Here is a 22,605-nt window from a genome sequence, read left to right on the forward strand (position 1 = left end):
GACAGATGTACCGACGGACTCGTCTCGCGCTCATCGCCGTCACCGCCACCGCGGCGCTCGCCGCCCCGGCCGCGGCCTCCGCCGCCCCGGGCCCGGCGGACCCCGTGCCCGCCGCTCCGCAGCCCCGTCCCCGGCATCCGGACGTGCTCCCGCCGGACGCACCGCGGCCCGGCGCCCCGCGTCCCGACGCGCCCCGCCCCGCCACCCCGCACCAGGACGCTCCGCAGCCGGGGGAGGCGGCGCAGCAGGGCGCACCGGACCCGCGCCCGCGCGCCATGGCCGCCCCGCCCGCGCCGCCGGCCCCGCCCGCGCCGGGCCTCCCGGACGCCGGGGCCGCGCCGCGCGCCCGGACCGCGGCGCAGGCCCGGATCCTGGACGTCGCGCACCGGGGCGCGTCGGCCGCCGCGCCGGAGAACACGCTCGCCGCGTTCACGCTGGCCAAGGCCCAGAACGCGGACATGTTCGAGCTGGACGTCCAGGAGACCAAGGACCACAAGCTCGTGATCATGCACGACACCACGCTCGCCCGGACGACGAACGCCGAGCAGGTCTACCCGGACCGCAAGCCGTGGAAGGTCGCCGACTTCACGCTCGCCGAGATCGAGAGGCTGGACGCGGGGTCCTGGTTCGCGAAGAGGTACGCGGGCGAGCGCGTCCCGACGCTGCCCCGGGTGCTGACCGCGATGCGCGGCCAGGGGCTCGGCCTGCTGCTGGAGATCAAGAGCCCCGACCTCTACCCGGGCATCGAGAAGCGCATCGCCGCGGCGCTGCGCCGCTCGCCGTCCTGGCTCCGCTACGACCCGAGCGAGCGGCGCCTCGTGGTGCAGTCGTTCGACTGGGGGTCCGTGCGCAAGTTCCACGCCGTCCTGCCCAAGGTCCCGACCGGGCTGATCGGCAGCCCGAAGACGGCGGAGCTCCCGAAGCTCGCCAAGTACGCGGACCAGATCAACCCGACGTTCAATGGGCTGACCAAGGCGTATGTGAAGAAGGTGCACGCGTCCCGCATGAACGTCCTGACCTGGACGATCAACGACGGCGGCGACATGCGGAAGGCCATCGAGCTCGGCGTGGACGGGATCATCACCAACAAGCCGGACGTCTTGCGGCATGTCCTACAGGCGTCCCGCACGGCGCGAGGGGCCTCTCCCGCCGGGCAGCCGATGCGGCCTGCGGCCTGATCAGGGGAGTAGGCGGCGTGCGCGGGCGGTGAGCGCGCGCGCCGCCGGACTGCGCGGGCCCTCCGCGCGCCATGCCAGCGCTATCCGCCCGCTCAGCCGGGGCCGGACGATCGGCATCGCGTGCAGCGCGTCCGGCACGCCCCGGGCGGCGGACTCGGGGAGGACGCCGACGCCGAGCCCGTGCGCCGCGATCTGCGCCACCACGGGCGGCTCGCCGGCCTCGAACGCGATCCGCGGGCGGAGCCCGGCGTCCGCGAAGGCCCGGTCCAGCACGGCGCGCACGCCGGTGCCCTTAGGCAGGCTGATCAGCGCCTCGTCGGCGAGCGCCCGCAGCGTGATCGTGGAGCGCCGCGCCAGCGGGTGGTCGTGGCCGACGGCGGCGTAGAGGTCCTGCTCGATGACGACCCGGGTGGCGATGCCCGCGGGCGCTTCGGCGCCGAGGCTGAGGAAGGCGAGGTCGACGCGTCCGGAGCGGAGCCCCTCGGTCAGCGTGTCGGTGTCCTCCTGGATGACCGTGATCTCCACGTCCGGATGGTCGCGGTGGAACTCGGCGATCAGGCCGGGCAGGTCGAGCGACCTGATCCAGTCGATGGTGCCGACCGTGACATGCCCGCGGAGCAGGCCGGTCAGCTCGTCCACCGCGAACCGCGCGCCGCTGACGGCCGCGAGCGCCGCCCGCGCGTAGGGGAGGACGGCGGCGCCGGCCTCGGTCAGCCGGACCGTCCGGCCGGAGCGGTCCAGCAGCGGCTGGCCCAGCTCGCGCTCCAACTGCCGGATCTGGGCGCTGACGCCCGGCTGGGCGACGTGCAGCCGGGCGGCGGCCCTGGTGAAGCTGGCCTCTTCGGTCACCGCGACGAAGTACTCCAGCTGGCGCAGCTCCATAAGCAGCCATGCTAGCCGCGCACCCGTTCAGCGCCCCGGCTTCTGCCGAAACCCCCGTTGGCGCGGGGCCGCGAGACCGGGCGGGAGGGACGGCGGAGACGGCCGAGACGGCGGGGGCGGACGGGGCCGGGGCCGGTCGGCAACCATTTCTTTGTGCCTTCTTGGGTGCGTCGCGGCTGTTCAGAGGACTGAATCCGGTCTGGACGGTGAAGACATCACCTGCGGGAGGTCGGGTGTACGGACGACGCACATGGTCCATACGGGTGCGGATGACCGTAATTGCCGGAATGGTCACCGCCATGATCTGTGTCATCGTGACCACGCTGGTGCTGGTGGAGGTGCGCGGCTCCGAGACCGACTCCAAGCGCAGCGAGGCGACGGCCGCCGCGCTCCGGATCTCCTACGAGATGCGGCGCGGCCCCGTCCGGGGCGACCTCGACGCGCCGGACGGCGTGGTCATCCAGGTCATGGACGAGAACCGGACGGTGATCGCGGGCACCCGGGGCCCGTCGCTGGACGGACCGCCGATCGCCCACTTCCTCCCCTCCCAGGCCAAGGTGTACTCGACCCGGGACGTGTGCTCGCTCGGGGAACTGCCCGGCTGCGCGTGGGTGATCGGCTTCCGCGTCTACCAGCCGGCCGGGGACTGGCTCGTCTACGCCGCCGCCCCCAGCGTCCCCTGGTACGTCAATCCGGGCCTCATGATGCTGCTGGTCAGCGTCTCGCTGCTGGTGATCCTGCTGGCCTGCCTGCGCGCCTGGGGGACGGTCGACCAGACCCTCGCCCCGGTGGACGCGATCCGCGCCGAGCTGGCGGAGATCACCGCGCTGCAGTCGGGTCGCCGGGTGACGGTGCCGGAGAACCGGGACGAGATCAGGCGGCTCGCGGAGGCCGCGAACGCGACGCTCGACCGCCTCGACAGCGCCCTGGAGCGGCAGCGCAGCTTCACCTCCGACGCGTCCCACGACCTGCGCAGCCCGATCGCCGCCGCCCGCACCCAGCTGGAGGAGGCGCTGCTCTTCCCCGACGACGTCGACTGGCCGCAGGTGGGACGGGGCGTCCTGCAGAGCCTGGAGCGGCTCCAGGCGATCGTCACGGACCTGCTGCAACTGGCCCGCCTGGACGCCGCCGCCTGGAAGGACGTCGAGACGATCGACCTCGGCGCGCTGGTCACCATCGAGATGGCGCGGTCGAGCCGGACGAAGCGGGTCGTCCCGCACCTCCAGGAGGGGGTCACGGTGCGCGGGGACCGGCTCCGGCTCGTCCGGCTCCTCACGAACCTGCTGGACAACGCCGAACGGCATGCCGAGTCGCGGGTGGACGTCACGGTCCGGCGCACCGACGGCGAGGCCGTCCTGGAGGTGCTGGACGACGGGGCGGGGGTCGCCGAGGAGCACCGGGACCTGGTCTTCCAGCGGTTCGCGCGGCTGCAGGCCAGCAAGGCCCGCGACCCGTCCGGCACCGGTCTCGGCCTGCCCATCGCGCGGGAGATCGCCCGGCTGCACGGCGGGAGCCTCACCATCGAGGACAGCACGCGGGGGGCCCGGTTCGTCCTGCGCATTCCTCGGAACGTTCCAGAACGCCCCGACCACCCTTCCTGAGAGGGCGGTCCGGGGCGCGTCGGGCGGCGGAATGCGGGTCAGGCGGCGGAGCGCGCGGCGAGGCCGCGCATATGCATCCAGCCCTCGATGTCCGTCTCCTTCACCCGGCAGCTGACCGGCTCGTACTCGCCGGCGTTCCCGTGGCGGGGGCCGTGGGCGATGGCGGAGTCGTGGACGAACCTCGACACGATCACGCCGAGGTCGGCCCGCGTCGCGGCGAGCCGCTCCTTCAGCGGCGCGGCGTCGAGGAGGCGCGCCGCGTTGATGATCGTCCAGCCGGCCAGCCCGAACGGGTCGGCCGTCACCGGCCCGACGTCGACCGCGACCCGGAGCTGGATGCGCAGCGCCTCGCTCGACCGGTGGTTGTGCCGCCGCAGCCGCGCCCCGAGCAGGGCGATCATCGGGTCGATGACGGCGGCGGTCGGCATCTCCGGCGGGACGACGATCAGCACGCCGTCGCCGCGGTCCTCGCTGTAGCAGGCGTCCCACGGCATGCCGGCCCCCTGGAAGGACTCCCGCAGGGCGGCGTACATGGCGCGGCGCACATCTATGCGGTCGTTCTCGTCGCGGGCGCGCGAGCTGAAACCGGCGATATCGGTGTAGACCACAGTGCAGTTCCTGCCCGTCCAGGATGGAACCGTGGCCGACTCGGGCGGGGCAAGTTGCGCGGGCTGCATCGCCCGTCCATGGGCCTGGACGCGCACAGTCGCGGCCGGGGGCTGCCGCCAGGAGGAACGCTGCGGCCGGTCGGCCGGGCCGGACGCGTAGACCTCGGGGTACAGGTCGAACTCGCTGTACGGGTCGTACGGGTCGTACGGGTCCATCACGGTGTGGGGGGCGCCAGTGGGCCCCGGCAGAGGTAGCGGGATGAACGCGGTCGCGTAGGGGCGGCGCAAGCCGTACTGGGCGGCGGCCTCGTACGCCAGCGCGGCGACCCTGTAGGGCAGGGCGCCCCCAGCCCCATAGGACGGCGGCCTGCCCACGCCCCCAGCGCTGGCTCCCTCCCCGTACGGGCGTCCCATACGGGGATCTTGCGTGGGCCCCGCCGCGGCCTGTTCGGTGAGCCGCTCGTACATCTCGCGTTCCAGGACGGCGACCACGCGCTGATGGTCGCTGAGGTACTTGACGAACTGCTGGGTGGTCAGGAGCAGCGCGCTCAGCGGCTCCATCGCGACGACGGTCGCCGAGCGGCGCCGCAGCAGCAGGGCGGCGCGCTCGCCGATGATGTCGCCGGGGCCGCGGAAGGCGATGATCCGCTCGGCCCCGTCCCGCCGCAGGCTGATCCGCACCGAGCCGGTCTTGATCACGATGGTCTGGTCGGCGGGCTCGTCCTCCTCCCATAGCACCGCGCCGGCGGGATAGCCGACCTCCTTCGCGGTCGCCAGGAACGCGGCCCTCTCGATGGTCGTCAGGGCCGCCCAGAACCCGGGCCCACGGGACGGTGCGCCCGGCCGGACGGCCGGTGGCCCGGCGGTGGTCTCCAGGTCGGTGCTCGCGGCCGGGCGCTCGCCGTCGGCCTGCCGGGGGCGGACGACGGCGAGCGCCTCCGGGTGGACGATCTGGTCCGGGTCATGCCGGCGCGCGTGTGCGTCCATCAGCTCACCCGGCCCGCGACCGAGGGGACGCAGATCGTGGGGTGGTTCGGGGACGTGGGATGGGTCGTCGGGTGGACGTCGAAGGTCGGGGGATGGAACTGCCGTCTTGCCATGTCAGGGACCCCATGCCTCGATTCGCGACTCCGGCCCGGTGCGCGGTGCCCGGGATCGTCCGGCCCCGATCGCCGTGGCCGAAGTCACATCACCTATAGCCCGTACCGCGTGATCGCGGTTAGACTGGGTGAGTCCGCAGAAAACGTTTTGGCAGGTCAGCCCGGATCTTTCTGCGTTTTCGCAGGGTTTCCGCGCAGGCCCGCCGGCGCGTTTCGCGCGGCTCAGGGAGTCGCTCTCCACTTTCCGCCGATCCTCCTGGCTGCCAACCGGTGATCAGTGGAAAGTGGCGGGCGACTCTGTTCTTGTGGCCGGTCGTGGTCGTTTCTCGTCGGCGATGCCGAAGTCACGTGTGGTGGCTGACCTCCCCGTTCGCGCGTCCAACCCTTCTGGCGGGCCGTGCTGCCCCGTTGCCGCCCGTTCCTGCCCGTGTGGTGCCCGCCGTCGTGAGGTTCCCGGCCGGAGGACACGCGTGACCCGTCCGGATCCCTCACCCTGCGTCAGAATCGTCGACCGCGTGAAGGTGGCGGTGAGTCCCGTCGCAAGTTGGCGTCTGCTAGTCTGCCATGTAGCACATTACAACATAGTCGAGCGGTATGCAGCAGTCTGGCGGCTTCCAATGCGAGTTCTGGGCGTTATGGCGGCATCTGCGCGCGGAGCGAAGGTCGCAAGGGCCCGGACAGGTGGCGGAGTGGCGGCAAGCGGGGTGTCAAGTCCCGGAATGCCATGTAGCATCCAGGCTGGTAGCACCCACTACTTAGAGTGAGCGAGCAGGATGTCCAGTGACCAGGGGCCGATCGTCCAGAGTGCGCTGCTTCGGGGGGAACTCGTCCGCCTGCGCAAGGGGAAGAAGCTGACGCAGGAGCAGGTGGCGCGGCAGCTCGAATGGTCCCCGTCGAAGCTCATCAGGGTCGAGGGCGGCAAGAACGCCATCACCCGGACGGACCTGCAGGCCCTGCTCCGCGTCTACGACGTCACCTCCGAGTCGCGCCAGGAGCGGCTGCAGGCACTCGCCCGCGGCGCCCGCGAGCCCGCCTGGTGGAACGCCTACCGCGGCGACCTCGACCCCACCTTCCTCAACTATGTCGGCTACTCCGCGGGCGCGGCGTTCATCCGCCAGTTCCACGGGACGGTCATTCCCGGCCTGCTGCAGACGCCCGAATACGCCGAGGTGCTCTCCACCGGAAAGGCGTCCGAGACGGCCCGGGTGCTCGCGGCGAAGCTGCGCATCCAGCGGCAGCAGGAGTTCGCCAAGCGCGAGAACCCTCCGCGCCAGGACTACATCATCGACGAGGCCGTGATCCGCCGCCATGTCGGCATCAGGACCGACCCGGCGATCATGCCGGCGCAGCTCAACCACATCGCCGACACCGCCGAGCGCGACGACCTGCTGCGGGTGCGCGTCATCCCGTTCAGCACCGGTGCGCACCTGGGGCTGGAGGGTCCCTTCACCATTCTGGAGTTCGACGGCGACCTCGACGACGTCCTCTACCTGGAGGGGCGGTCGGGCGCCAGCATGATGGTCAGCGGCGAGGACGACAAGATCACCGAGTACCGCGACACCTTCGAGCTGCTCGTGGAGCAGGCGCTCCCGGCCGACCAGTCGGTGACGATGATCCGCCAGGCCGCCGACGCGCTCATGTCCTGACCGCCCGATGTCCTGACCGCATCATGCCCTCCTGACCGCAGCCCGCCCCGACGGCCGGCCGCCCGCGCGGCGGCCGGCCTGACAAGCGAATCGCAACTCGACCCGACCGGAGGTGAAGGCCGCGGCGAACATCCGACAAGGCGAGTGGCCGTCATAACACGCAGCGTGATCTTGTGTTCCCTTGTAGGCGGGATAACTAGAACCGTTTACACTCGTGATCGGGAAATTATCCACAAGGTCGTGGTTTGTCGTGCCCTGCTCGGTGCTCTCCGGTGGGTGTCCTCGGCCGATCGGTTGGCGAGACGGCACCCGCCGGCAACGGACGGAGGTTGCTGGATGGTCTACGGGTCGAATCGCGAAGCTGCGCTGAACTGGCGAAAGAGCAGTGCGAGTGCGAACGATAGCCAGTGCGTGGAGGTGGCGACGTTCGGCCCGTCGGTACTGGTTCGCGATTCGCGCGACCACTCCGCCGGTGTCATCGTCCTCGGCCGCGCACAGTGGAATGCGTTCATGGACGCGCTCCGGGACGGAGCCGCGGACCGCAACTGAGTCACGAGACTCATTTCCCCCGCGCCCGCGAAAATTGTTGACCATTGCGTCCCCCCGCCCCCTTTACTGGCGATCTTTGACAACGCCCCGGTTGATGCGGGGCGGAAACGAACCCGCCGCCGCCCCTGACCCCGCACGCTCAATCGCTCCCATGGGCGGCGCAGGGGGAGGCGGCCGGGGTGGCCGCGCCAACGCGGCGCCTGCTCCGAGTGCAGTGCCGGGTCAGTAGAGGAAGGGGATCTTGATGCCGTTGGCGCCGGTCAGGGCGGTGCCGGGGGAGCGGCCTAGGAGCCAGGCAAGGAGGGATGCGGCGGGGCCGGTGACCAGGTGCTCGCCTGTGCCGTCCTCCTGGCCGGTGTCGGTGGCGTGAAGGCGCAGGTCCGGGCCGTCGGGGCGGCGGGCGAAGGATGCGGTGATGTCGGTCAGGTAGCGGGAGGTGAAGTCGGCGGGCCAGTCGTCGGGGGTGAAGCCCGCGTCCAGGTCGACGTGGTGGATCAGGACCTCGGTGAGGCGTGCGTCGGCGGCGCGGGCGGCGGGGTGGCGGGCGCCGGTCGTCCATTGGACGGTCCGGGCCCATGCGTCGTCCGGCATGCGGGCGAAGGCGTCGGCGAACCGGTCGGCGCTCTGCCGGACGTCCGCCAGGAGGGTCGCGGCCGGGCGGCCGGCGCCGGCCTCGATCTCGGCGGCGCGGGCGTCCAGGCTCGGGTACTCATGCGACTCCACGCCGGTGCGCGCCCAGGTGAGCAGGCGGGTGCCGCCGTCGGCGTTGCGGGCGACATGGGTGAGGACGTGCCCGCGCGTCCAGCCGGGAAGCAGGGACGGCGCGCGGACGTCCGCGTCACCGAGCCGCGCCGCGGTCGCCAGGAGGTCGCGGGTCGCGGCGGTGATCTCGGCGAGGGCGATCATGCGAAGGCGGCGGCGTGGGCCTCGGTCCACTGCCGGAACGTGCGCGGTGGCGCGCCGGTGACGTCCTGGACGGTGGGGCGGACGACCGATTCGTCCAGCGAGCCGTCCACATAGAAGTCGAAGAAGGCGTCGACGTACTCGATCGGCATCTGCTCGCTCATCTCGGTGCGGGCCTCGTCGTCGGGCTGGGCCTCGAAGCGCAGTTCGCGCTCCAGGACCTCACCCAGTATGGCGACCTGCTCTGACGGTAGGAGCGATTCCGGGCCGGTCGGGTACTCATCGGGGGTCCCTTTCACCAGGGGAGGGGGCGGCCGTCGCGGAAGAAGCCGCCGGTCGGGCCGTTGTCGGGCAAGGTCGCGGCCCACACTACGCTCGCCGCGCCGTCGGCGACGGGACGTCCGCCGGGCCCGCCCATGTCCGTCGCGACCCAGCCGGGGCAGACCGCGTTGACGAGGACGCCGTTCGCGCGGAGTTCGGCGGAGAGCATCCGGGTCAGCGCGTTGAGAGCGACCTTGGACGCGGTGTAGGCGGGGGTGCCGCCGCCCATGTTGGTCAGCGAGGCGACCTCGCTGGAGACGTTGACGATCCGGCCGTGGGGGCTGCGGCGGAGCGCCGGGAGCAGCGCCTGCGTCAGGCGCCACGGCCCGTAGAGGTTGGTCTCGGCCGCCTCGCGGACGACGGACAGATCGGCGTCCGATGCCCGCTGCCAGGTGTCGTAGGTGATGGCCGCGTTGTTGACGAGGACGTCCAGCCGGTCGATTCCGGCGGCGGCGCGGGCGATGTCCTCGGCCGAGGTGACGTCGAGGCGGACGGGCGTGGCGCCCACCTCCTTGGCGGCGCGTTCGGCGGCGTCAAATGACCGGGCGGCCAGCAGCACCTCGTGGCCGCGCTCGGCGAGCTGCCTGCACACCTCGCGTCCGATGCCCCGGTTGCCCCCGGTGACCAGTGTGGTCGTCATGGTGTCCCCCTTCGGGGAAATGATCAGGTGCTGAGCGGCGGTGCGTCCAATACCTGCCGTGATTACCTGTGGCTATGGACGTCCATTTGCGGGATCTGCGGTACTTCGTGGCGGTCGCCGAGGAGCTCTCGTTCACCCGCGCCGCCGAGCGGCTGTTCGTGTCGCAGCCCGCCCTGAGCAAGCAGATCAAGCAGCTTGAGGAGCATCTGCGGCTGCGCTTGTTCGACCGCGACCGGCGGAGCGTCGCCCTCACCGCGGCGGGCCGGGCCCTGCTCCCCGCGGCGCGCGACATGCTGTGCGCATGGGACGAGGCGCAGCGCACGGTGAGCGACGCGGCGGCGGACGAGGCGTCCGTCCTGACCGTGGGTCTGTCCACGAGCGTCGGACGCGGCCTCCTCGCGGACATGCGGGAACGGTTCGCAGAACGCCGTCCCGCGTGGAGGATCCGGTTCCGGCAGGTCAACTGGGACGACCCCACGGCCGGGCTGGCGGATGGGGACGTGGACGCCGCGTTCGTGTGGCTGCCCATCCCGAGCCAGGACGCGTTCAACGTTCACGTGGTAGCTGAGGAGCCGCGCTACGTGGCACTCAGGGACGACCACCCATTGGCCGGACGGGACACCATCGCGTTCGACGAACTCCTAGACGAACCGTTCCTGGCGCTGCCCGAAGAGGCCGGCCCCTTGCGCGACTTCTGGCTCGGTGTGGAGGACCGTGGCGGGAGGCCCGTCAAGGTGGGCGCGACCGTCTCCAACGCCGACGAGACGTTCGCGGCCATCGAGGATGGCAGCGGCGTGGTGCTGCTGGCCTCCGGCAACGCCGCCATCTACCGGCGCCCGGGGATTGTGGCGGTGCCGGTGGTGGGCTTGTCGCCGTCCAAGCTGGCCTTGGCATGGCGTGCCGACGACCACCGGAACGTCATCCGGGACCTCCTGCACACCGCCGGCGCGTGACCTGGCCGGTGTCCGGCGTGTGACCCGGCCGGTGTCTAGCGGACGCCGCGTGGGCGGAACTGGATGCTGATGCGGGGGCCGGTCACGCGGGCGCTCTTAGGGATGGCGTGCTCCCATGTCCGCTGGCAGCTCCCGCCCATCACGATGAGGTCGCCGTGGCCCAGTTCATGGCGGATCGTCTGGCCGCCGCCACCGCGCGGGCGGAGCAGCAGGCTTCGCGGGGTGCCGACTGACAGGATCGCCACCATCGTGTCGTGCGTGGAGCCACGTCCGATGGTGTCGCCGTGCCACGCCACACTGTCGCGGCCGTCCCTGTACAAGCAGAGACCGGCGGTGCGGAACGGCTCACCCAGCTCGTCGGCGTAGTGCTCGTCGAGTGCCGCTTTCGCCTCGTCCAGGACGGGGTCGGGGAGCGGCGCACCCTCGTCGTAGAAGGACAGCAGGCGCGGGACGTCCACGACGCGCTCGTACATGCGCCGCCTCTCCGCGCGCCACGGGACGGACGTCAGCAGCCGTTCGAACAGGGCGTCCGCTCCGGGAATCCAGCCTGGCAGGACGTCCACCCAGGCGCCGTGCGACAGCCGTGTCCGCCGCGCCGACTCCAGCGGGTGCGGGCCGCTCTCGTCGGTGCAGTCCAGCAGCGAGCCTTGGAACATGTCGCCACTGTACCCTTTTCACTCAAACATGTGTTCGATCATGATTGGATTGCGTGTTCTGTCAGTGGCGGACCGTAGCCTTCGCTCGTGATGAGAGACTTACCGCGGTCGGCGAAGGCGCTCGTGTGGGTCCGAGTGATCAACCAACTCGGCGCCTACGTGATGTCGTTCCTCGCCGTGCTCGCGGGCCCCGGTCTCGCGGCGGCGGCGCTGGCGGTCTTCGGGGTCGCCGCGCTGGTCTCGCGCTGGCTCGGCGGCGTCCTGCTCGACAGGTTCGCGCCGCGTACGCTCATCGTTCTCGGCCTGGCCTCGACGGGGTCGGCCCTGCTGCTCCTCGCCGCCGCGCAGGGCGCCGCTCAGGTCCTGGCGGCGGTCGCGCTGGTCGGGCTCGCGTTCGAGCTCTACGAGCCCGCCACCCAGGAGTCGCTCGCCCGGGTCGGCGGACGGCGCGACGACCTCTACGGCCTGCTCGGCACGTTCGCGGTGGCGGCGGGGGCGATCGGCGGTCTGCTCGCCGCCGTGCTGCTGCCGCTGGGCGCACGCTGGCTGGCGGTCGTGGACGGGATGACATGCCTGCTCGCGGCCGGTGTGGCGGCGTTCTTCATGGCCCGGGAGCCGCCGGTGGTGAGGGCGGCGCGGGACGTCCGATGGCGGCCGCCTCGGCGGCTGCTCCGGCTGACCGCGGCGAGCACGGCGTTCGGGTGCGGCTATCTGGCCGTGCTGATGTTCATGCCGCTCGTTCTGCTCCAGCGCGGTGCGCCGGCGTGGCTGCCCGGGCTGACGCTGACCGGAGCCGCCCTGCTCGCACCGCTGACCGGTTTTCTCGGGCGCCGCCGCTTGGACGCCTTCGATCATGAGCACGTCCTCGCCGCCGGGTGCGCGGTGCTCGGCGTCCTCGCGGTCGTGCTCGCGGCCGCCGGGCGGTCCGTGCTGCTCACGGTGGCGGCGTATCTGGCGTGGGCGGTCACCGACAGCGTGCTGCAGGGGCGCTGGCAGGCGATGATCGCCGACATCGCGCCCGAGCCGGAACGGCCGCGCTGGTTCGCGTTCTTCGGCTCGTCGTGGGCGGTGGCGCAATCGGCCGTCCCGGGCCTGGTGGCGCTGGTGGGCGCGGCGATGCCGGTCGGTGCGGCCGCGTTCCTGCTGACCCCCGCCTTCCTGCGCCGACCTGGCCGCCGCGGCTCGATCGACCCCCACGCGAGAGACCCCGCCGCCGCAGCCAACTGAACACCCTGACCTAGGCGCCCTTGGCGAACCCAACCTGCAGACGAACGGGGATGAGCCGAGGGGAAGGGGGAGAGGGGAGTGAAAGGGCTCAGAAGTCGTTGAGGAGGTCTTTGAGGAAGGTGGTGGTGCGGGCGGGGCGGGCGGCGCGGATGGCGAGCAGGTCCATGATCTTCTGGTATTGGGCGGCCTCGCCGCCTTCGGGGTAGCGGGCGCCGGTCAGCTGCTCCAGGTAGACGACGTCGTCCAGGTCGTATTCGGCGAACCGGACGATCGTGATGGGTCCGCCGAGGGCGAGGTGCCCGCCGGCGGAGAACGGCAGCACCTGCAGCCGCACGTTGGGCATGGCCTCCGACACGGTGATCAGGTGCTCGATCTGGGCGCGCATGGTGTCCGGCCCGCCGATGGGTCTGCGCAGCGCGGCCTCGTCGAGGATCGCCCACAGCGTCGTCGCGCTGAGCGGGCGGTGCAGGATCTCCTGCCTGGCAATCCGCATGCTGAGCCGCCGTTCGAGACCGTCGTACGGGGCGTCGTGGTGTTCGAGGCCGATGATGGCGCGCGCGTAGTCCGGGGTCTGTAAGAGTCCGGGGATGTACTGCACCTCGTAGCTGCGGATCGTCGCCGCCGACTGCTCCAGCCCGAGGTACTGCTCGAACCAGCTCGGCAGGACGTCGCCGTAGCTCTGCCACCAGCCGGGCTTCTTCGCCTCCCGGACGAGGTGGACGAAGCCCGCGCGCTCGTCCTCGTCGTGGACGCCGTACAGGTCGAGCAGGTCGAGGACGTCCCGGACCTTGAAGCCGTGGCGTCCCAGTTCGAGCCGGCTCATCTTGGACGCCGACGAGCGGATCGCGTCCCCCGCCTCGGCCCGTCCGATGCCCTTGTCCTCCCGCATCCGCCGGAGCCGCGCCCCGATCTGCATGCGCAGGGCGGTCGGTCCCGCCTGCCGATTGTCCAGCACAAGATCTCCAGAGGTCTCGTACGTCCTGACAACCCTCGGAGGGTCTCACAGGCGCCGACGGGCGTGCAGGAAACCTGCGGACAGAGGTATGTAACTCAGGGGGCCCATGGCCTGGGCATACAGGACCATTTCCGGTGCAACGTCATCGCGTCGGAACCAGCAGGTCAAGGTCGCCGCGCGGCACCCGCGCCCGCTCGGCGACCCGGTCGCGGTCGGTGCCGGCCTGCCCGACGATCTCGATCGCGCGGGTCAGCATCGTGGGCTGTTCGAGCGGCCGCGCCGGCCCGGGCTCGTGCCGCCGCCAGCCCCGCGAGCTCATCGCGCTCATCGCGTTGCGGTACGCGGTCTCCTGCATGATGCCGAGCGTGCGGGCCCGGTAGAGGAGCGCCGCCAGGCTGACGCCCCACGTCGCCTTCAGGCGGCCGAGGCGGTCCCAGTCGGCGGTGCCGGGCAGTTGGCCCGCGATGTCCTGCTCCGGCATGAGGAACTCGGCGGCGAACCGGTGCGCCTGGTCTTCGACGACCTTCTCCCCGGGTTCGGCGTCGGCGTGCATCACCAGGTGCCCCAGCTCGTGGGCGGCGTCGAACCGGTTGCGCCAGTAGTCGCCCTTGGCCGGGTTGAAGAAGACCATCGGCCTCGGGTGCACGCCCACACTGAACGCGTCGACGCGCTCCGCCGCCCGCGGCAGGACGAGGACGATCACACCGTGCTTCTCCAGGAGCCGGACGACGTGCGGCACCGGCCCCGCCTGCTCCAGCAGGGCCTTGCGGGTCAGCCGCGCCGCCTCGACGGGACCCGGCCCGGCGATCTCGTCCGGCGACACCGGGTATTCGGGCAGGTCGACTTCGGGGAAGTCGACGAGGTCTTCGAGAGCGGCGACGACGTCCGTCGCGATGCGCCCGTAGGCGAGGGCCTGGTCGCGCTCGATCTGGCTGGTCGACCGGAGCGACCGGAAATGCGCGCCGTCCAAAGAGACGGGACTGCGCCCGCCATGGAAGAACGCGACCGGGACGCCGAGCGCGATGGCGAGCCGTTTCAGCGTCATCTCGTCCGGCCGCTGGACTCCCGCCTCGTACCGCCCGATCGCTTTCGGCGTCGTCCCCACGGCGTCCGCGAGCTGGTTCTTGCGCAGTCCCCTGAGCCGCCGGGCCAGCGTCAGCCGCTCGCAGTCGAACAGCACCCTGCGCCACCCTTTGCTAAGCCGTCTTCGTCTCCCCGCGAAGCCGCATGGGGACGTCTTCCTGATCGTCCCGATCGTCCCAGAGCGGCAACGTTCGCTCGACGAGCTTACGACGTGGATCGGGCCCGAGGGTGTCGTCCACCTGCTTCACCCAGTGCCAGGCCGTGCCGCCGTCGGCGTTCCACCTGGGGCGGCCCAGGAAGAGCTCCATTTCGAGGGGTTCCTCGCTCGCACTGTGCGCGAGTACCAATGTCACGACGCCGGGCGTGTCGTGAACGTCGAGCCCGAGTGGCAGCGCCAACTGGGGGTCTTCGACATATCCCTGCCGTGCGACGGCCTGCTTGGTGGGGCTGGCCCGGTCCCACCGGATCGCCCGGACGTGGCCGAACTCGTGCCGCTTGAGCAGGACGCGGTAGCGGCCGTACCGCCACCCCGGCGAGCCGTTCAGATCATCCCGGACGACGTACTTCCCCAGCTCGCCACGTCCGAAGACGCTGTCGAGGGCACTCGCCAGCGTTTCGAACGCGCCGACGCCGTACGTCCGCTCCTTGAACCCCGCCGTCCGGCTCAACGCGTTGAACAGCGCAACCGTCGCATCTCGGTGGGCCTCCCGCACCGCATGCAGGAAGCCCACGGCCAAGAGCTCGTCCCAAGCAACCCGGTCTTCAGCCACCCGTCCACTGTAAGCAGAGGCACTGACATTGAGCCCCGCAGCGCTGCCGATGGCTCGCTACAAGCAGCCCTCGAACTGCGGCACTTCCTCGACGAGCTTCAGCCCGCTGGACCCGAACCACTTGCGCAGCAGCCAGCTGGCCGTCCCGTCCTGGTACATCGTGGTCACGGCCCGGTTCACCGCCTCGCACGCGTCGACGTCGCCTTTCCGCATCCCGATGCCGTAACGCTCATCGGTGAACGGTGCGTTGACGATCCTCAAATCCGGAGCCGCGAACCCCGCCAGCACCAGATCGCCAGTGGAAACGGCGTCCACGGCACCGCTGCGCAGTTTCGCCACGCAGTCGCTATAGGACGACCCCGGAACCAGCTTCGTACGAACACCGAGCCCGCTGACCACCCGTTCGGTAGACACAGAACCACTCGCCTGGCACATCTTCCGCCCGGCTAGGTCACGGACACCGCGAATCCTCGTCTCGCCCCGCCGCACCATGACGTCCTGATGAGCGACGTAGTAGGGCCCGGCGAACGTGACGAGCTTGGCCCGGTCCGGCGTGATCGAGTAGGAGGCGAGGACGAGGTCGACCGAATGCTCGTTGAGCTTCTCCTCGCGATTGTCCGACCTGACTTCCTTGAACGTCACGCGCGAGGCCCCGAGCCGGCGGGCGATGTAGTAGCCGACGTCCACCTCGAAACCGCGGAAGACGCCGTTCTCCTTGCGTCCGAGTCCCGGCTGGTCAGCCTTGACGCCCACGACGATGACGTCCTTGCCGGGAATGGAGGCGCTCGCCGTAGCGCACCCGGCGAGAACGAAGACCAGGGCCAAACTCATCAGCATGTGGCGCACAGCCCATGGCTATCGGCGCGACTCGACCAGGAAATGAACACAACAAGACGGAACCGCTGCCAGCGGATGGCCCTATCGGCGTCCCAAAGGCCGGTAAGTGGCGAAGAGCCGAACCTGCCGAAGCCGGGGCTCGGGGCCCTTCCGTCCTTCCCGCACCCACAGGGCATGGACGGTCAGCAGCACGAGCTGACGAGCCCCGAAGAAGAACAACGCGGCCAGCGGCAGTTCGCCGAACAACGCCGTGGCGAGACTCAGCGCGAACTCACCCGATCCCCAGGAGAGCCAGACGTCGAACCAGGCGTCGCAGACGAGCAGCGTCCCGCTGACGACCTGCCCGAAGATGGCGATCTGCAGCCGTTTCCAGATCGCGAACGCGGTGCCCGCGATCGCCAGCGTCAAGCCGACATCGAAGCCGATCCAGGCGACCGCCCACCGCTCGGCCGTGAAGTGCTGCGGGAGCGTGAAGCCCAGCACGACCGTCCACGGAATGAGCCAGGCACAACAGCCGACCAGCAGCACCAGCGCGAACACACGATGCCGCCGGTTCCGGGGCTCGTCCAACGGATCGAGGTCGTCCGCCGTGATGAGCGCCCGAAGCAATTCGGCGCGCTGCTCGGCGGAAAGCCCCTGCACCTCCTCAGGCGTCAACACCGCGCCCCACCTCCATCCGTGCGCGCACGATGTTAGACGCGCCTCCTATCCGTCGCCCTCAAGCAGTTCTTTCAAACGCCGATGGCTCGCAGGCGCGGCCTTCGCCGCCATACGCCGCACCATGGGCACCACGGCCGCGGCCATCCCGCGTCCGCCAAAGTCGAGACCGAAAGTCACCCGGCACCTTTCAGCCCCGAGCGGCTCGACGCTGACCGTGGCGTTCGGCCGGATCGGCCCGTCCACCCCCTTCGCCGCCCAACTGCGCGGCGGCACACACTCGGTGATCTCCTGAGTCATCGACCGCTCGGCACCGCCAATCCTCCGGACAGTGGTGAACCGCGACCCCACCTGGTCACCTTCGACCTGCACGTCCGTCACGTCCCGCTGCCACTCGGGGAACTTCGCAGGATCGACCACGTAGGCGAACACCAGCCCGGCGGGCCGTTCGATCTCGACGCTGTTCACGAAGCCGGCCATCTCTCCTCCCGAAGCAGTCACATCCGTCCTTCGTACTTCGTCGTATCTATGACGGAGGCCAGGGGAAGGATGTGACGGTGGACGACGAGCAGCTCGCGGAACGTTTCGAGGCGAACCGGCCCCGCCTGGCGGCACTCGCGTACCGGATGCTGGGCTCGCCAACAGAGGCGAACGATGCCGTCCAGGAAGCGTGGCTGCGGCTGAGCAAGGCCAACGCCGACCGCATCGAGAACCTCAACGGCTGGCTGACGACGATCGTCGCCCACATCTGCATCGACATGCTGCGCACCCGCACGTCCCGCCGCGAGGACCCGTACGACGAGCGCCTCCCCGAACCGGTGATCACCCAGGACGGCACCGACCCCGAAGAACAGGCACTGCTCGCCGACGCCGTGGGCGTCGCCATGCTCGTCGTCCTCGACACCCTGACGCCCGCCGAGCGCCTGGCGTTCGTTCTGCACGACCTGTTCCAGATGCCGTTCGACGAGATCGCCGCCATCCTCGACCGCACCCCGACGGCGACCCGCCAACTCGCCAGCCGCGCCCGCCGCCGCGTCCGCTCGGCCCCCGTCCCAGACCCCGACATGACCCGCCAACGCGCCGTAGTGGACGCGTTCCTCACGGCCGCCAAGACCGGCGACCTGGAAGCCCTGGTCGAGACCCTCGCCCCAGACATCGTCCTGCACGCCGAGGCCGACGGCGAGTACATCCACCTCCGCGGCGCCAGGAAGATCGCCCAACGCGCGATCGCCTTCTCCTTCCGCGCCGAGTTCGCCCGCCCAGCCCTGATCAACGGCACCGCCGGCCTGGTAGTGGCCACAGAGGACGAACCAATCGCCGTCATGGCCTTCACCGTCGTCAACGACAAAATCGCCGAACTCGATATCTACGCCGACCCAACCCACCTAACCCACCTAGACCCAACCCTCTTCAACTAGCCCCCTACCAGGTGCTCGGGAACATCTGGTGCTTGAGGAAGAGGTCGATCTGCTCGGCCGCCGACTTCGCGTCTCCGCATGGGCACAAGTACCCCTGCCTCCCGCGCAGCGTCTCGTAGTAGCCCCACGTCCCACCGGGAGTGGCCCGGACGGAGACCACGATCCCGACCTCCTTCGAGAAACCGGCGTGCACCCACAGCATGGGCAGCGGCGTCGGGAACTCCTCGGGCCTGTAGAACTTGACGAAGCGCCACCCCTGCGGCTGAAGCGCGACGGCTAGCGCGTCCAGGTAGCCAATCGTTGTTCGCCTGCTCAGACGCGTCCGCAAGCGAAGCACCTGACGCTCGGCTCGGACGCTCAGAGAGCGCACTTCGCCCATGTGACCTTCCCTCCCTCAGCCAGCGGATCAGTGCCCCACTCCTCCGCGAGCGCGGCGACCAGGAGCAACCCGCGCCCGCTGATCGCGGTGTCACTCCCCGGTTGGACGCAGGGCACCTTGTCGCCGCTGTCCTCGACCTCGATGACGGGCCGCCCGTCCGACTCGTCCCGCACCATGCGGACGACAATCGGCGGCTGCCCGTGCAGAAGCGCGTTCGTGACCAACTCGGACACGATGAGCTGCGCCGTGTAGGCGTATTCGATGCCCCGACCCTGGAACCACTCACCGACGAACTGCCGTGCCGCCGCGGGTGCCTGCTTATCCGCGTCCCGGACGAGCAGCTCCAGGTCACCTACTTGGACGATCATCTCCTCGTCCTCTATGTGGCCGCTCAACGCACACCTTCCGTTCCCGATATGGCGCCAGGCGCATCCAGCCATCCGAGACCGTGACGGCCTCGGCGCGGCGACCGAATGCGGCGACGAAAACGCTGATGACGGCCCGGCCTCATCTGCCCCGCGCGCCGCGATTCCCCGCAAGGACGGACGTGCTGGGGAGGACGGCACGCGGCGCCCCGTACCGCCACGACCGCGTTGGCGAGATCGGCCGGGGTGGCGGCCTCGACAAGACGGCCTTCGACCAGTGCCCACCACCGGCGCGTGTGGAACCCGAACCACGCCACAACGCCGTAGCGGCACTCCAGCTCCCGGATCTCGGCGCGGACAATCGGTCCGGTGTCGATGGGGACGGTCGCGTCGGACGGCATGATCACGCCTCCGCTCGTGGCAGGGATGGCTGCCCAGGCGATGGCGAGGAGCCCGATACTGTATGCGCGCCTCTGAAAGCGGCCGACACCACCGACGTGCCACGTCGCATCTACCGCCGTTCGGCGATAATCAGACGTAAGCCGCAATGGACGGATTTGCGACTCCGCAAGTCCGCGTCGATCGCAACGAGCCGTCGAAACACTGCATGCCGCCCATGCCGCAACCATGGACATAAGCGGACAATTAAATGCGGCGATCAAGGTAACCTCCTCCTTCCTGGGGCTTTGCTTGGCGTTTCCGCTTCCCAAGAATGAGGCGCTGTGCTTAGTCTCGGCTTTACTTCCGAGAACGCAAAACACTGGAGGGGACATGCCGAACGTCCGCGATCCGCTCGACCCCAAGCTCTCCCAGTGGCATCTACTCTCGTACTACCTGCGGTTCTTCCGCGAGAAGGAAGGGCTCTCCCTCACACAGTGAGGGAAGATCATCGGCGCGGCTCGGTCCACTGTTTCGAACATGGAGGCCGGCCGGCACCGCATCCACGAGGACCACGCCAAGCTCATCGACCGCCACTTCGGCACCGGCCGCCTGTTCGAGCTCCTCCTCTGGTTCGCCCGGACGGCCCACAACCCCGACTGGTTCCGCCAGTACACCGAGTACGAGAAGCAGGCGGCGTTCACCAAGATCTACCACGGGAACCTGATCCCGCTGTTCTTCCAGACGGACGCCTACACCGAGGCGTATGTCCACGTCAGTGACAGCCAGGACCAGGAGGCGGAACTTGCCGCACGCCTCCGCCGCAAGCAGGCCATGCTGGGACGCCCCGAGCCCGCATTCATCTGGCTCCTCCTAGGAGAGGCTGCACTCGCCACCCAGGTCGGCGGCCCCAGCGTCATGAAGGCGCAGCTGGAGCACCTCCACAGGATGACTGGCCTCGCGCACGCAAGCGTCCGCGTCGTCCCCTTCACGGCCGGCGCGCACCGCGGCGCCGACGGATACTTCCAGGTCATCGGCCTCGAGAACAGGGACATCGGGTACGCGGGGGCGCAGAAGGGCGGCCGGTTGATCGAAGGTCCGAGCGAGGCCAGGGAGCTGAGCTTTATATTCGACCGTATCGGCGCGAAAGCCGCGTCCGAGGACGACTCACGCTCGCTGATCCGACGCTACCTGGAGACATACCCATGACCGTGCAGTGGCGCAAGAGCTCCCACAGCGGAGGCGCCAACGACGCAACCTGCGTTGAACTGGCCAAACTCTCCACAGGCATCGGCATCCGCGACTCTAAAGACCCCGAGGGTAGCCTCCTCATCGTCGCCCCAGCAGCCCTCCGCCAAGTCCTTCGACGGGTGACCGAGCGATAAGACCGTGATCTAATACCTGGGCCAGGGTCTTCCGCCGCTTTCTTCGGACAGCCTGTCTTCGCCGGGGCTGACGCACACGAAGACAAGGCACCTTCTGGCTCTGTGCTGAAGGAAACGATCGTGGCGGTCGTGGTCCTCTTGGCCCATAAACGCCTTGAACTGTCCGAGCTTGTAGGCAGTCGTCGTCTTGGTGACGCGCTTGGCGATCTCAAAATCTCGGCTGAGCAGAGCCATCCGGTGCTCCAGCTCAGGAACATCAAGATCTAGTCCCGACGCACGCAACGGTTGAGCGACGGTCATGTAGTCATCGTGATCACGAAGCGCAGGGTAGAGCGGATCATGATGGCGGTCGACCTCACGCTCGCGAGGAGTGCCCTTCTTCTGAAGGGCGCGGGCGATCGCTTCTCCGACCGCACGGGCGACAGGGGGCGGGAACGCGTTCCCAATCTGCCGGTACCGCGAGGTCTTGCGCCCTGTGAACTCCCAGCCCCACTCGTCCCTCCATCCCTGGATGCGGGCCACCATCTCGCAGGTCAGCTTGGGGGCAACCTCGAACGTGTCGCCAGGCTCCGGCGCGTGATTCGCGACCCCAAGAGCATCTACGCCGAGTCGCGCCCAGGCGCGCTTGGCCCGTGTTGGTCCCAGGTCTGCGCCGCCATGCTTCTTGGACCTGCCGACGATGGTGGGCGCGATCTTGTTGGCCTTCTCTGCCCACTCCTCGGCCCCCTCCCAACCGCGCGGAGCGCAAACCCTCTGTCGCCACAGGCTTGACCCGCACGGCGTCACCCCCGCCCGTGCCCGCCGCCTGCCTTCGACCCTGAACGCACGTCGTATCACCCGGGAACTGCCGGAACCCTGCCCCAGGGCGCCCGCATAGGTGGGTCACACCTGCCTGGGCAGGCTAGGACAGTGCAGGAAACGTCTCCCGAATGATGCGCAGGAGGTCGGCGGCACCTTGCTCGTCCAACTGCAACGTCTGGCTAACCTTCTTCTCGGACTGCCGAGAGTCCGACCCGTAGGTGCTCAACTGAAGGAGAGTCGCCCCGCTGGGCGTATGTACCTTCTGGTAACCACACTCAACCTCGGTAGGATGTGGCTTCGCAGAGTTATTGGTAGCCAAAAACTCCCTGATCCTCGCCATGCGCACATACTGCCGGACATAGGCAAAGAGAGCCAGGGTGTGGGGTTCGGTTCGCTGAGGGCTGAATCGAGCAGGGATGTGATCGGCAACTGAGCTCCCAAGCAATCGGAAGCGATACCGCTCGGCTCAGTCCCTCCGAATCAGCTTCTCAATGCTAGAGAGGCTTGGCTGACTCACTTGTCGCATATAACTTATTTGTTTTGAACAGATAACGAATTAAACTGCTCCGAGATGTGACCAGGAGGGTGCCAGGTGCAATGTTGGCACGCGCGGGCGGCTGGGCGCTGCAGGAGGCGATCGGGATCGGCACGGTGCTAGCAGCGAGCGGGCTGCAGTAGTCGTCATGTGGCAGTCTTCGGAGACTTACCGGCCATCGACGGCGGCTTTGGGACGCAGATGCCGGTGGACGTACCTGATGTCGATGCCACAATGCTCAGCGATCGAGGTCTGTCGCTCTTTTTCTGCGTCGGAAACCACTAGACCATCCTGAAGAGTGACTACAATCAGCGGTTTGGTACCCGTATCGACCGCCTGGTTGAGTGCGGCCCAGGTGAGGTCTCGGAAGGTCTTCGGTCGACCCCAACAGACGTAACGCTGTGTCTGCCCGTCGGATGCCAAGCAGTGCATGGGCTTGTCGTCGACGCTATCGGGCACTACTGACCAACGCTCTCCTAGGGTTCGCGCGATCAGTTGTTCCGGACTTGGGAACCGGCTTCGGACGTACCGGGCCATGGCCCCGAAACCCTCTTGCGCCCGCGCGTACTCCTTCATCGGGGTGTCCTTGATCCAGGTGCCTATGCGGTGATCGTCGAAGAAGGGGCGGAGGGCGCCCCCGATGCGCGGATCATCGATCCACCTACGGTACTGGAGCTTTTTCTCCGTGCTGGAAAGGAGTTCCCAATCGAGCTCTTCGGCCTGGCGGTAGAGCTCTTTGATGACTTCGGCGCGGATCTCTTCAGGAAGCTCGGACAAG

Annotated in this window: 25 protein-coding genes; 9 read left to right on the forward strand and 16 right to left on the reverse strand. The window is 69.4% G+C overall.

Features of this window, described 5'->3' with window-relative positions:
• The first annotated feature begins 5 nt into the window (after positions 1 to 5).
• Positions 6 to 1,178, forward strand: a complete 1,173-nt coding sequence (locus tag HUT06_RS03855) for a glycerophosphodiester phosphodiesterase family protein (protein WP_254714966.1) — start codon at positions 6 to 8, stop codon at positions 1,176 to 1,178.
• Here the strand turns inward: HUT06_RS03855 and HUT06_RS03860 are convergent, their stop codons facing one another.
• Positions 1,179 to 2,060, reverse strand: coding sequence for a LysR family transcriptional regulator (locus tag HUT06_RS03860; RefSeq protein ID WP_176194434.1), 882 nt, complete (start codon positions 2,058 to 2,060; stop codon positions 1,179 to 1,181). It abuts the gene before it with no gap.
• 299 nt (positions 2,061 to 2,359) lie between these two features.
• Here HUT06_RS03860 and HUT06_RS03865 point away from each other — a divergent pair, with 299 nt between their 5' ends.
• Entirely contained in the window at positions 2,360 to 3,661 is a 1,302-nt protein-coding gene (locus HUT06_RS03865; RefSeq protein ID WP_254714967.1) for a HAMP domain-containing sensor histidine kinase, read from the forward strand.
• Positions 3,662 to 3,699: 38 nt separating this feature from the next.
• On the opposite strand, the gene HUT06_RS03870 is transcribed toward HUT06_RS03865, so the two are convergent.
• Positions 3,700 to 5,256 (reverse strand): cyclic nucleotide-binding domain-containing protein, encoded by a 1,557-nt coding sequence (locus HUT06_RS03870; RefSeq protein WP_176194436.1) that lies wholly within the window; start codon positions 5,254 to 5,256, stop codon positions 3,700 to 3,702.
• Positions 5,257 to 6,142: 886 nt separating this feature from the next.
• On the opposite strand from HUT06_RS03870, the gene HUT06_RS03875 reads away from it, so the two are divergent.
• Together HUT06_RS03875 and HUT06_RS03880 are read left to right on the forward strand one after the other, a co-directional pair.
• Complete coding sequence (locus HUT06_RS03875; protein ID WP_176194437.1) at positions 6,143 to 7,015, forward strand: helix-turn-helix transcriptional regulator; 873 nt, start codon at positions 6,143 to 6,145, stop codon at positions 7,013 to 7,015.
• A gap of 336 nt (positions 7,016 to 7,351) precedes the next feature.
• On the forward strand, positions 7,352 to 7,564 hold the full coding sequence (locus HUT06_RS03880) for a DUF397 domain-containing protein (RefSeq protein ID WP_176194438.1): 213 nt from the start codon (positions 7,352 to 7,354) through the stop codon (positions 7,562 to 7,564).
• 222 nt (positions 7,565 to 7,786) lie between these two features.
• Here HUT06_RS03880 and HUT06_RS03885 read toward each other — a convergent pair whose 3' ends face one another.
• The 3 genes from HUT06_RS03885 to HUT06_RS03895 are packed head-to-tail and all read right to left on the reverse strand — an operon-like array spanning position 7,787 to position 9,428.
• The gene (locus HUT06_RS03885; protein ID WP_217711183.1) at positions 7,787 to 8,500 is read right to left on the reverse strand and encodes a maleylpyruvate isomerase family mycothiol-dependent enzyme; all 714 of its coding nucleotides are present in this window, start codon (positions 8,498 to 8,500) and stop codon (positions 7,787 to 7,789) included.
• The gene (locus HUT06_RS03890) at positions 8,467 to 8,766 is read right to left on the reverse strand and encodes a hypothetical protein (protein WP_176194439.1); all 300 of its coding nucleotides are present in this window, start codon (positions 8,764 to 8,766) and stop codon (positions 8,467 to 8,469) included. The genes HUT06_RS03885 and HUT06_RS03890 overlap by 34 nt, the downstream gene beginning before the upstream one ends.
• Entirely contained in the window at positions 8,763 to 9,428 is a 666-nt protein-coding gene (locus tag HUT06_RS03895) for an SDR family NAD(P)-dependent oxidoreductase (protein WP_176194440.1), read from the reverse strand. The genes HUT06_RS03890 and HUT06_RS03895 overlap by 4 nt, the downstream gene beginning before the upstream one ends.
• A 74-nt stretch (positions 9,429 to 9,502) precedes the next feature.
• On the opposite strand from HUT06_RS03895, the gene HUT06_RS03900 reads away from it, so the two are divergent.
• Positions 9,503 to 10,381 (forward strand): LysR family transcriptional regulator, encoded by an 879-nt coding sequence (locus tag HUT06_RS03900; RefSeq protein ID WP_176194441.1) that lies wholly within the window; start codon positions 9,503 to 9,505, stop codon positions 10,379 to 10,381.
• 35 nt (positions 10,382 to 10,416) lie between these two features.
• On the opposite strand, the gene HUT06_RS03905 is transcribed toward HUT06_RS03900, so the two are convergent.
• Entirely contained in the window at positions 10,417 to 11,037 is a 621-nt protein-coding gene (locus tag HUT06_RS03905) for an alpha-ketoglutarate-dependent dioxygenase AlkB (protein ID WP_176194442.1), read from the reverse strand.
• A gap of 90 nt (positions 11,038 to 11,127) precedes the next feature.
• Here HUT06_RS03905 and HUT06_RS03910 point away from each other — a divergent pair, with 90 nt between their 5' ends.
• The gene (locus tag HUT06_RS03910; RefSeq protein WP_176194443.1) at positions 11,128 to 12,264 is read left to right on the forward strand and encodes an MFS transporter; all 1,137 of its coding nucleotides are present in this window, start codon (positions 11,128 to 11,130) and stop codon (positions 12,262 to 12,264) included.
• A gap of 88 nt (positions 12,265 to 12,352) precedes the next feature.
• On the opposite strand, the gene HUT06_RS03915 is transcribed toward HUT06_RS03910, so the two are convergent.
• The 6 genes from HUT06_RS03915 to HUT06_RS03940 all read right to left on the reverse strand — a co-directional run bounded on the left by HUT06_RS03915 (position 12,353) and on the right by HUT06_RS03940 (position 17,046).
• Positions 12,353 to 13,219, reverse strand: coding sequence for a helix-turn-helix transcriptional regulator (locus HUT06_RS03915; protein WP_254714968.1), 867 nt, complete (start codon positions 13,217 to 13,219; stop codon positions 12,353 to 12,355).
• Between the two features lie 142 nt (positions 13,220 to 13,361).
• Positions 13,362 to 14,399 carry an ImmA/IrrE family metallo-endopeptidase gene (locus HUT06_RS03920; RefSeq protein ID WP_176194444.1) on the reverse strand — a complete coding sequence of 346 codons (1,038 nt, stop codon included), beginning with the start codon at positions 14,397 to 14,399 and terminating at the stop codon, positions 13,362 to 13,364.
• Positions 14,400 to 14,415: 16 nt separating this feature from the next.
• Positions 14,416 to 15,072, reverse strand: a complete 657-nt coding sequence (locus HUT06_RS03925; RefSeq protein WP_176194445.1) for a hypothetical protein — start codon at positions 15,070 to 15,072, stop codon at positions 14,416 to 14,418.
• Between the two features lie 57 nt (positions 15,073 to 15,129).
• Positions 15,130 to 15,909, reverse strand: coding sequence for a glutamate ABC transporter substrate-binding protein (locus tag HUT06_RS03930; protein WP_176201128.1), 780 nt, complete (start codon positions 15,907 to 15,909; stop codon positions 15,130 to 15,132).
• 81 nt (positions 15,910 to 15,990) lie between these two features.
• Complete coding sequence (locus tag HUT06_RS03935) at positions 15,991 to 16,569, reverse strand: hypothetical protein (protein WP_176194446.1); 579 nt, start codon at positions 16,567 to 16,569, stop codon at positions 15,991 to 15,993.
• 45 nt (positions 16,570 to 16,614) lie between these two features.
• Positions 16,615 to 17,046, reverse strand: a complete 432-nt coding sequence (locus HUT06_RS03940) for an SRPBCC family protein (protein ID WP_176194447.1) — start codon at positions 17,044 to 17,046, stop codon at positions 16,615 to 16,617.
• Positions 17,047 to 17,123: 77 nt separating this feature from the next.
• Between HUT06_RS03940 and HUT06_RS03945 the strand changes: the two genes are divergently transcribed.
• Positions 17,124 to 17,984, forward strand: coding sequence for a sigma-70 family RNA polymerase sigma factor (locus HUT06_RS03945; RefSeq protein WP_176194448.1), 861 nt, complete (start codon positions 17,124 to 17,126; stop codon positions 17,982 to 17,984).
• A gap of 4 nt (positions 17,985 to 17,988) precedes the next feature.
• Here HUT06_RS03945 and HUT06_RS03950 read toward each other — a convergent pair whose 3' ends face one another.
• A complete protein-coding gene (locus HUT06_RS03950; protein WP_176194449.1) occupies positions 17,989 to 18,312 on the reverse strand; it encodes a hypothetical protein in 324 nt (107 codons plus the stop codon).
• A gap of 29 nt (positions 18,313 to 18,341) precedes the next feature.
• On the reverse strand, positions 18,342 to 18,758 hold the full coding sequence (locus tag HUT06_RS03955; protein WP_176194450.1) for an ATP-binding protein: 417 nt from the start codon (positions 18,756 to 18,758) through the stop codon (positions 18,342 to 18,344).
• A gap of 888 nt (positions 18,759 to 19,646) precedes the next feature.
• Between HUT06_RS03955 and HUT06_RS03960 the strand changes: the two genes are divergently transcribed.
• Both HUT06_RS03960 and HUT06_RS03965 read left to right on the forward strand, forming a co-directional pair.
• Positions 19,647 to 20,315 (forward strand): DUF5753 domain-containing protein, encoded by a 669-nt coding sequence (locus HUT06_RS03960; RefSeq protein WP_176194451.1) that lies wholly within the window; start codon positions 19,647 to 19,649, stop codon positions 20,313 to 20,315.
• Positions 20,312 to 20,491 (forward strand): DUF397 domain-containing protein, encoded by a 180-nt coding sequence (locus tag HUT06_RS03965; protein ID WP_176194452.1) that lies wholly within the window; start codon positions 20,312 to 20,314, stop codon positions 20,489 to 20,491. The genes HUT06_RS03960 and HUT06_RS03965 overlap by 4 nt, the downstream gene beginning before the upstream one ends.
• Before the next feature lie 9 nt (positions 20,492 to 20,500).
• Here HUT06_RS03965 and HUT06_RS44315 read toward each other — a convergent pair whose 3' ends face one another.
• Positions 20,501 to 21,328, reverse strand: a complete 828-nt coding sequence (locus HUT06_RS44315; RefSeq protein ID WP_368406947.1) for a DNA cytosine methyltransferase — start codon at positions 21,326 to 21,328, stop codon at positions 20,501 to 20,503.
• Positions 21,329 to 21,995: 667 nt separating this feature from the next.
• Positions 21,996 to 22,604 (reverse strand): hypothetical protein, encoded by a 609-nt coding sequence (locus HUT06_RS03975; protein WP_176194453.1) that lies wholly within the window; start codon positions 22,602 to 22,604, stop codon positions 21,996 to 21,998.
• Position 22,605: the final 1 nt, after the last annotated feature.

The organism is Actinomadura sp. NAK00032 (assembly GCF_013364275.1).
Classification (GTDB): domain Bacteria; phylum Actinomycetota; class Actinomycetes; order Streptosporangiales; family Streptosporangiaceae; genus Spirillospora.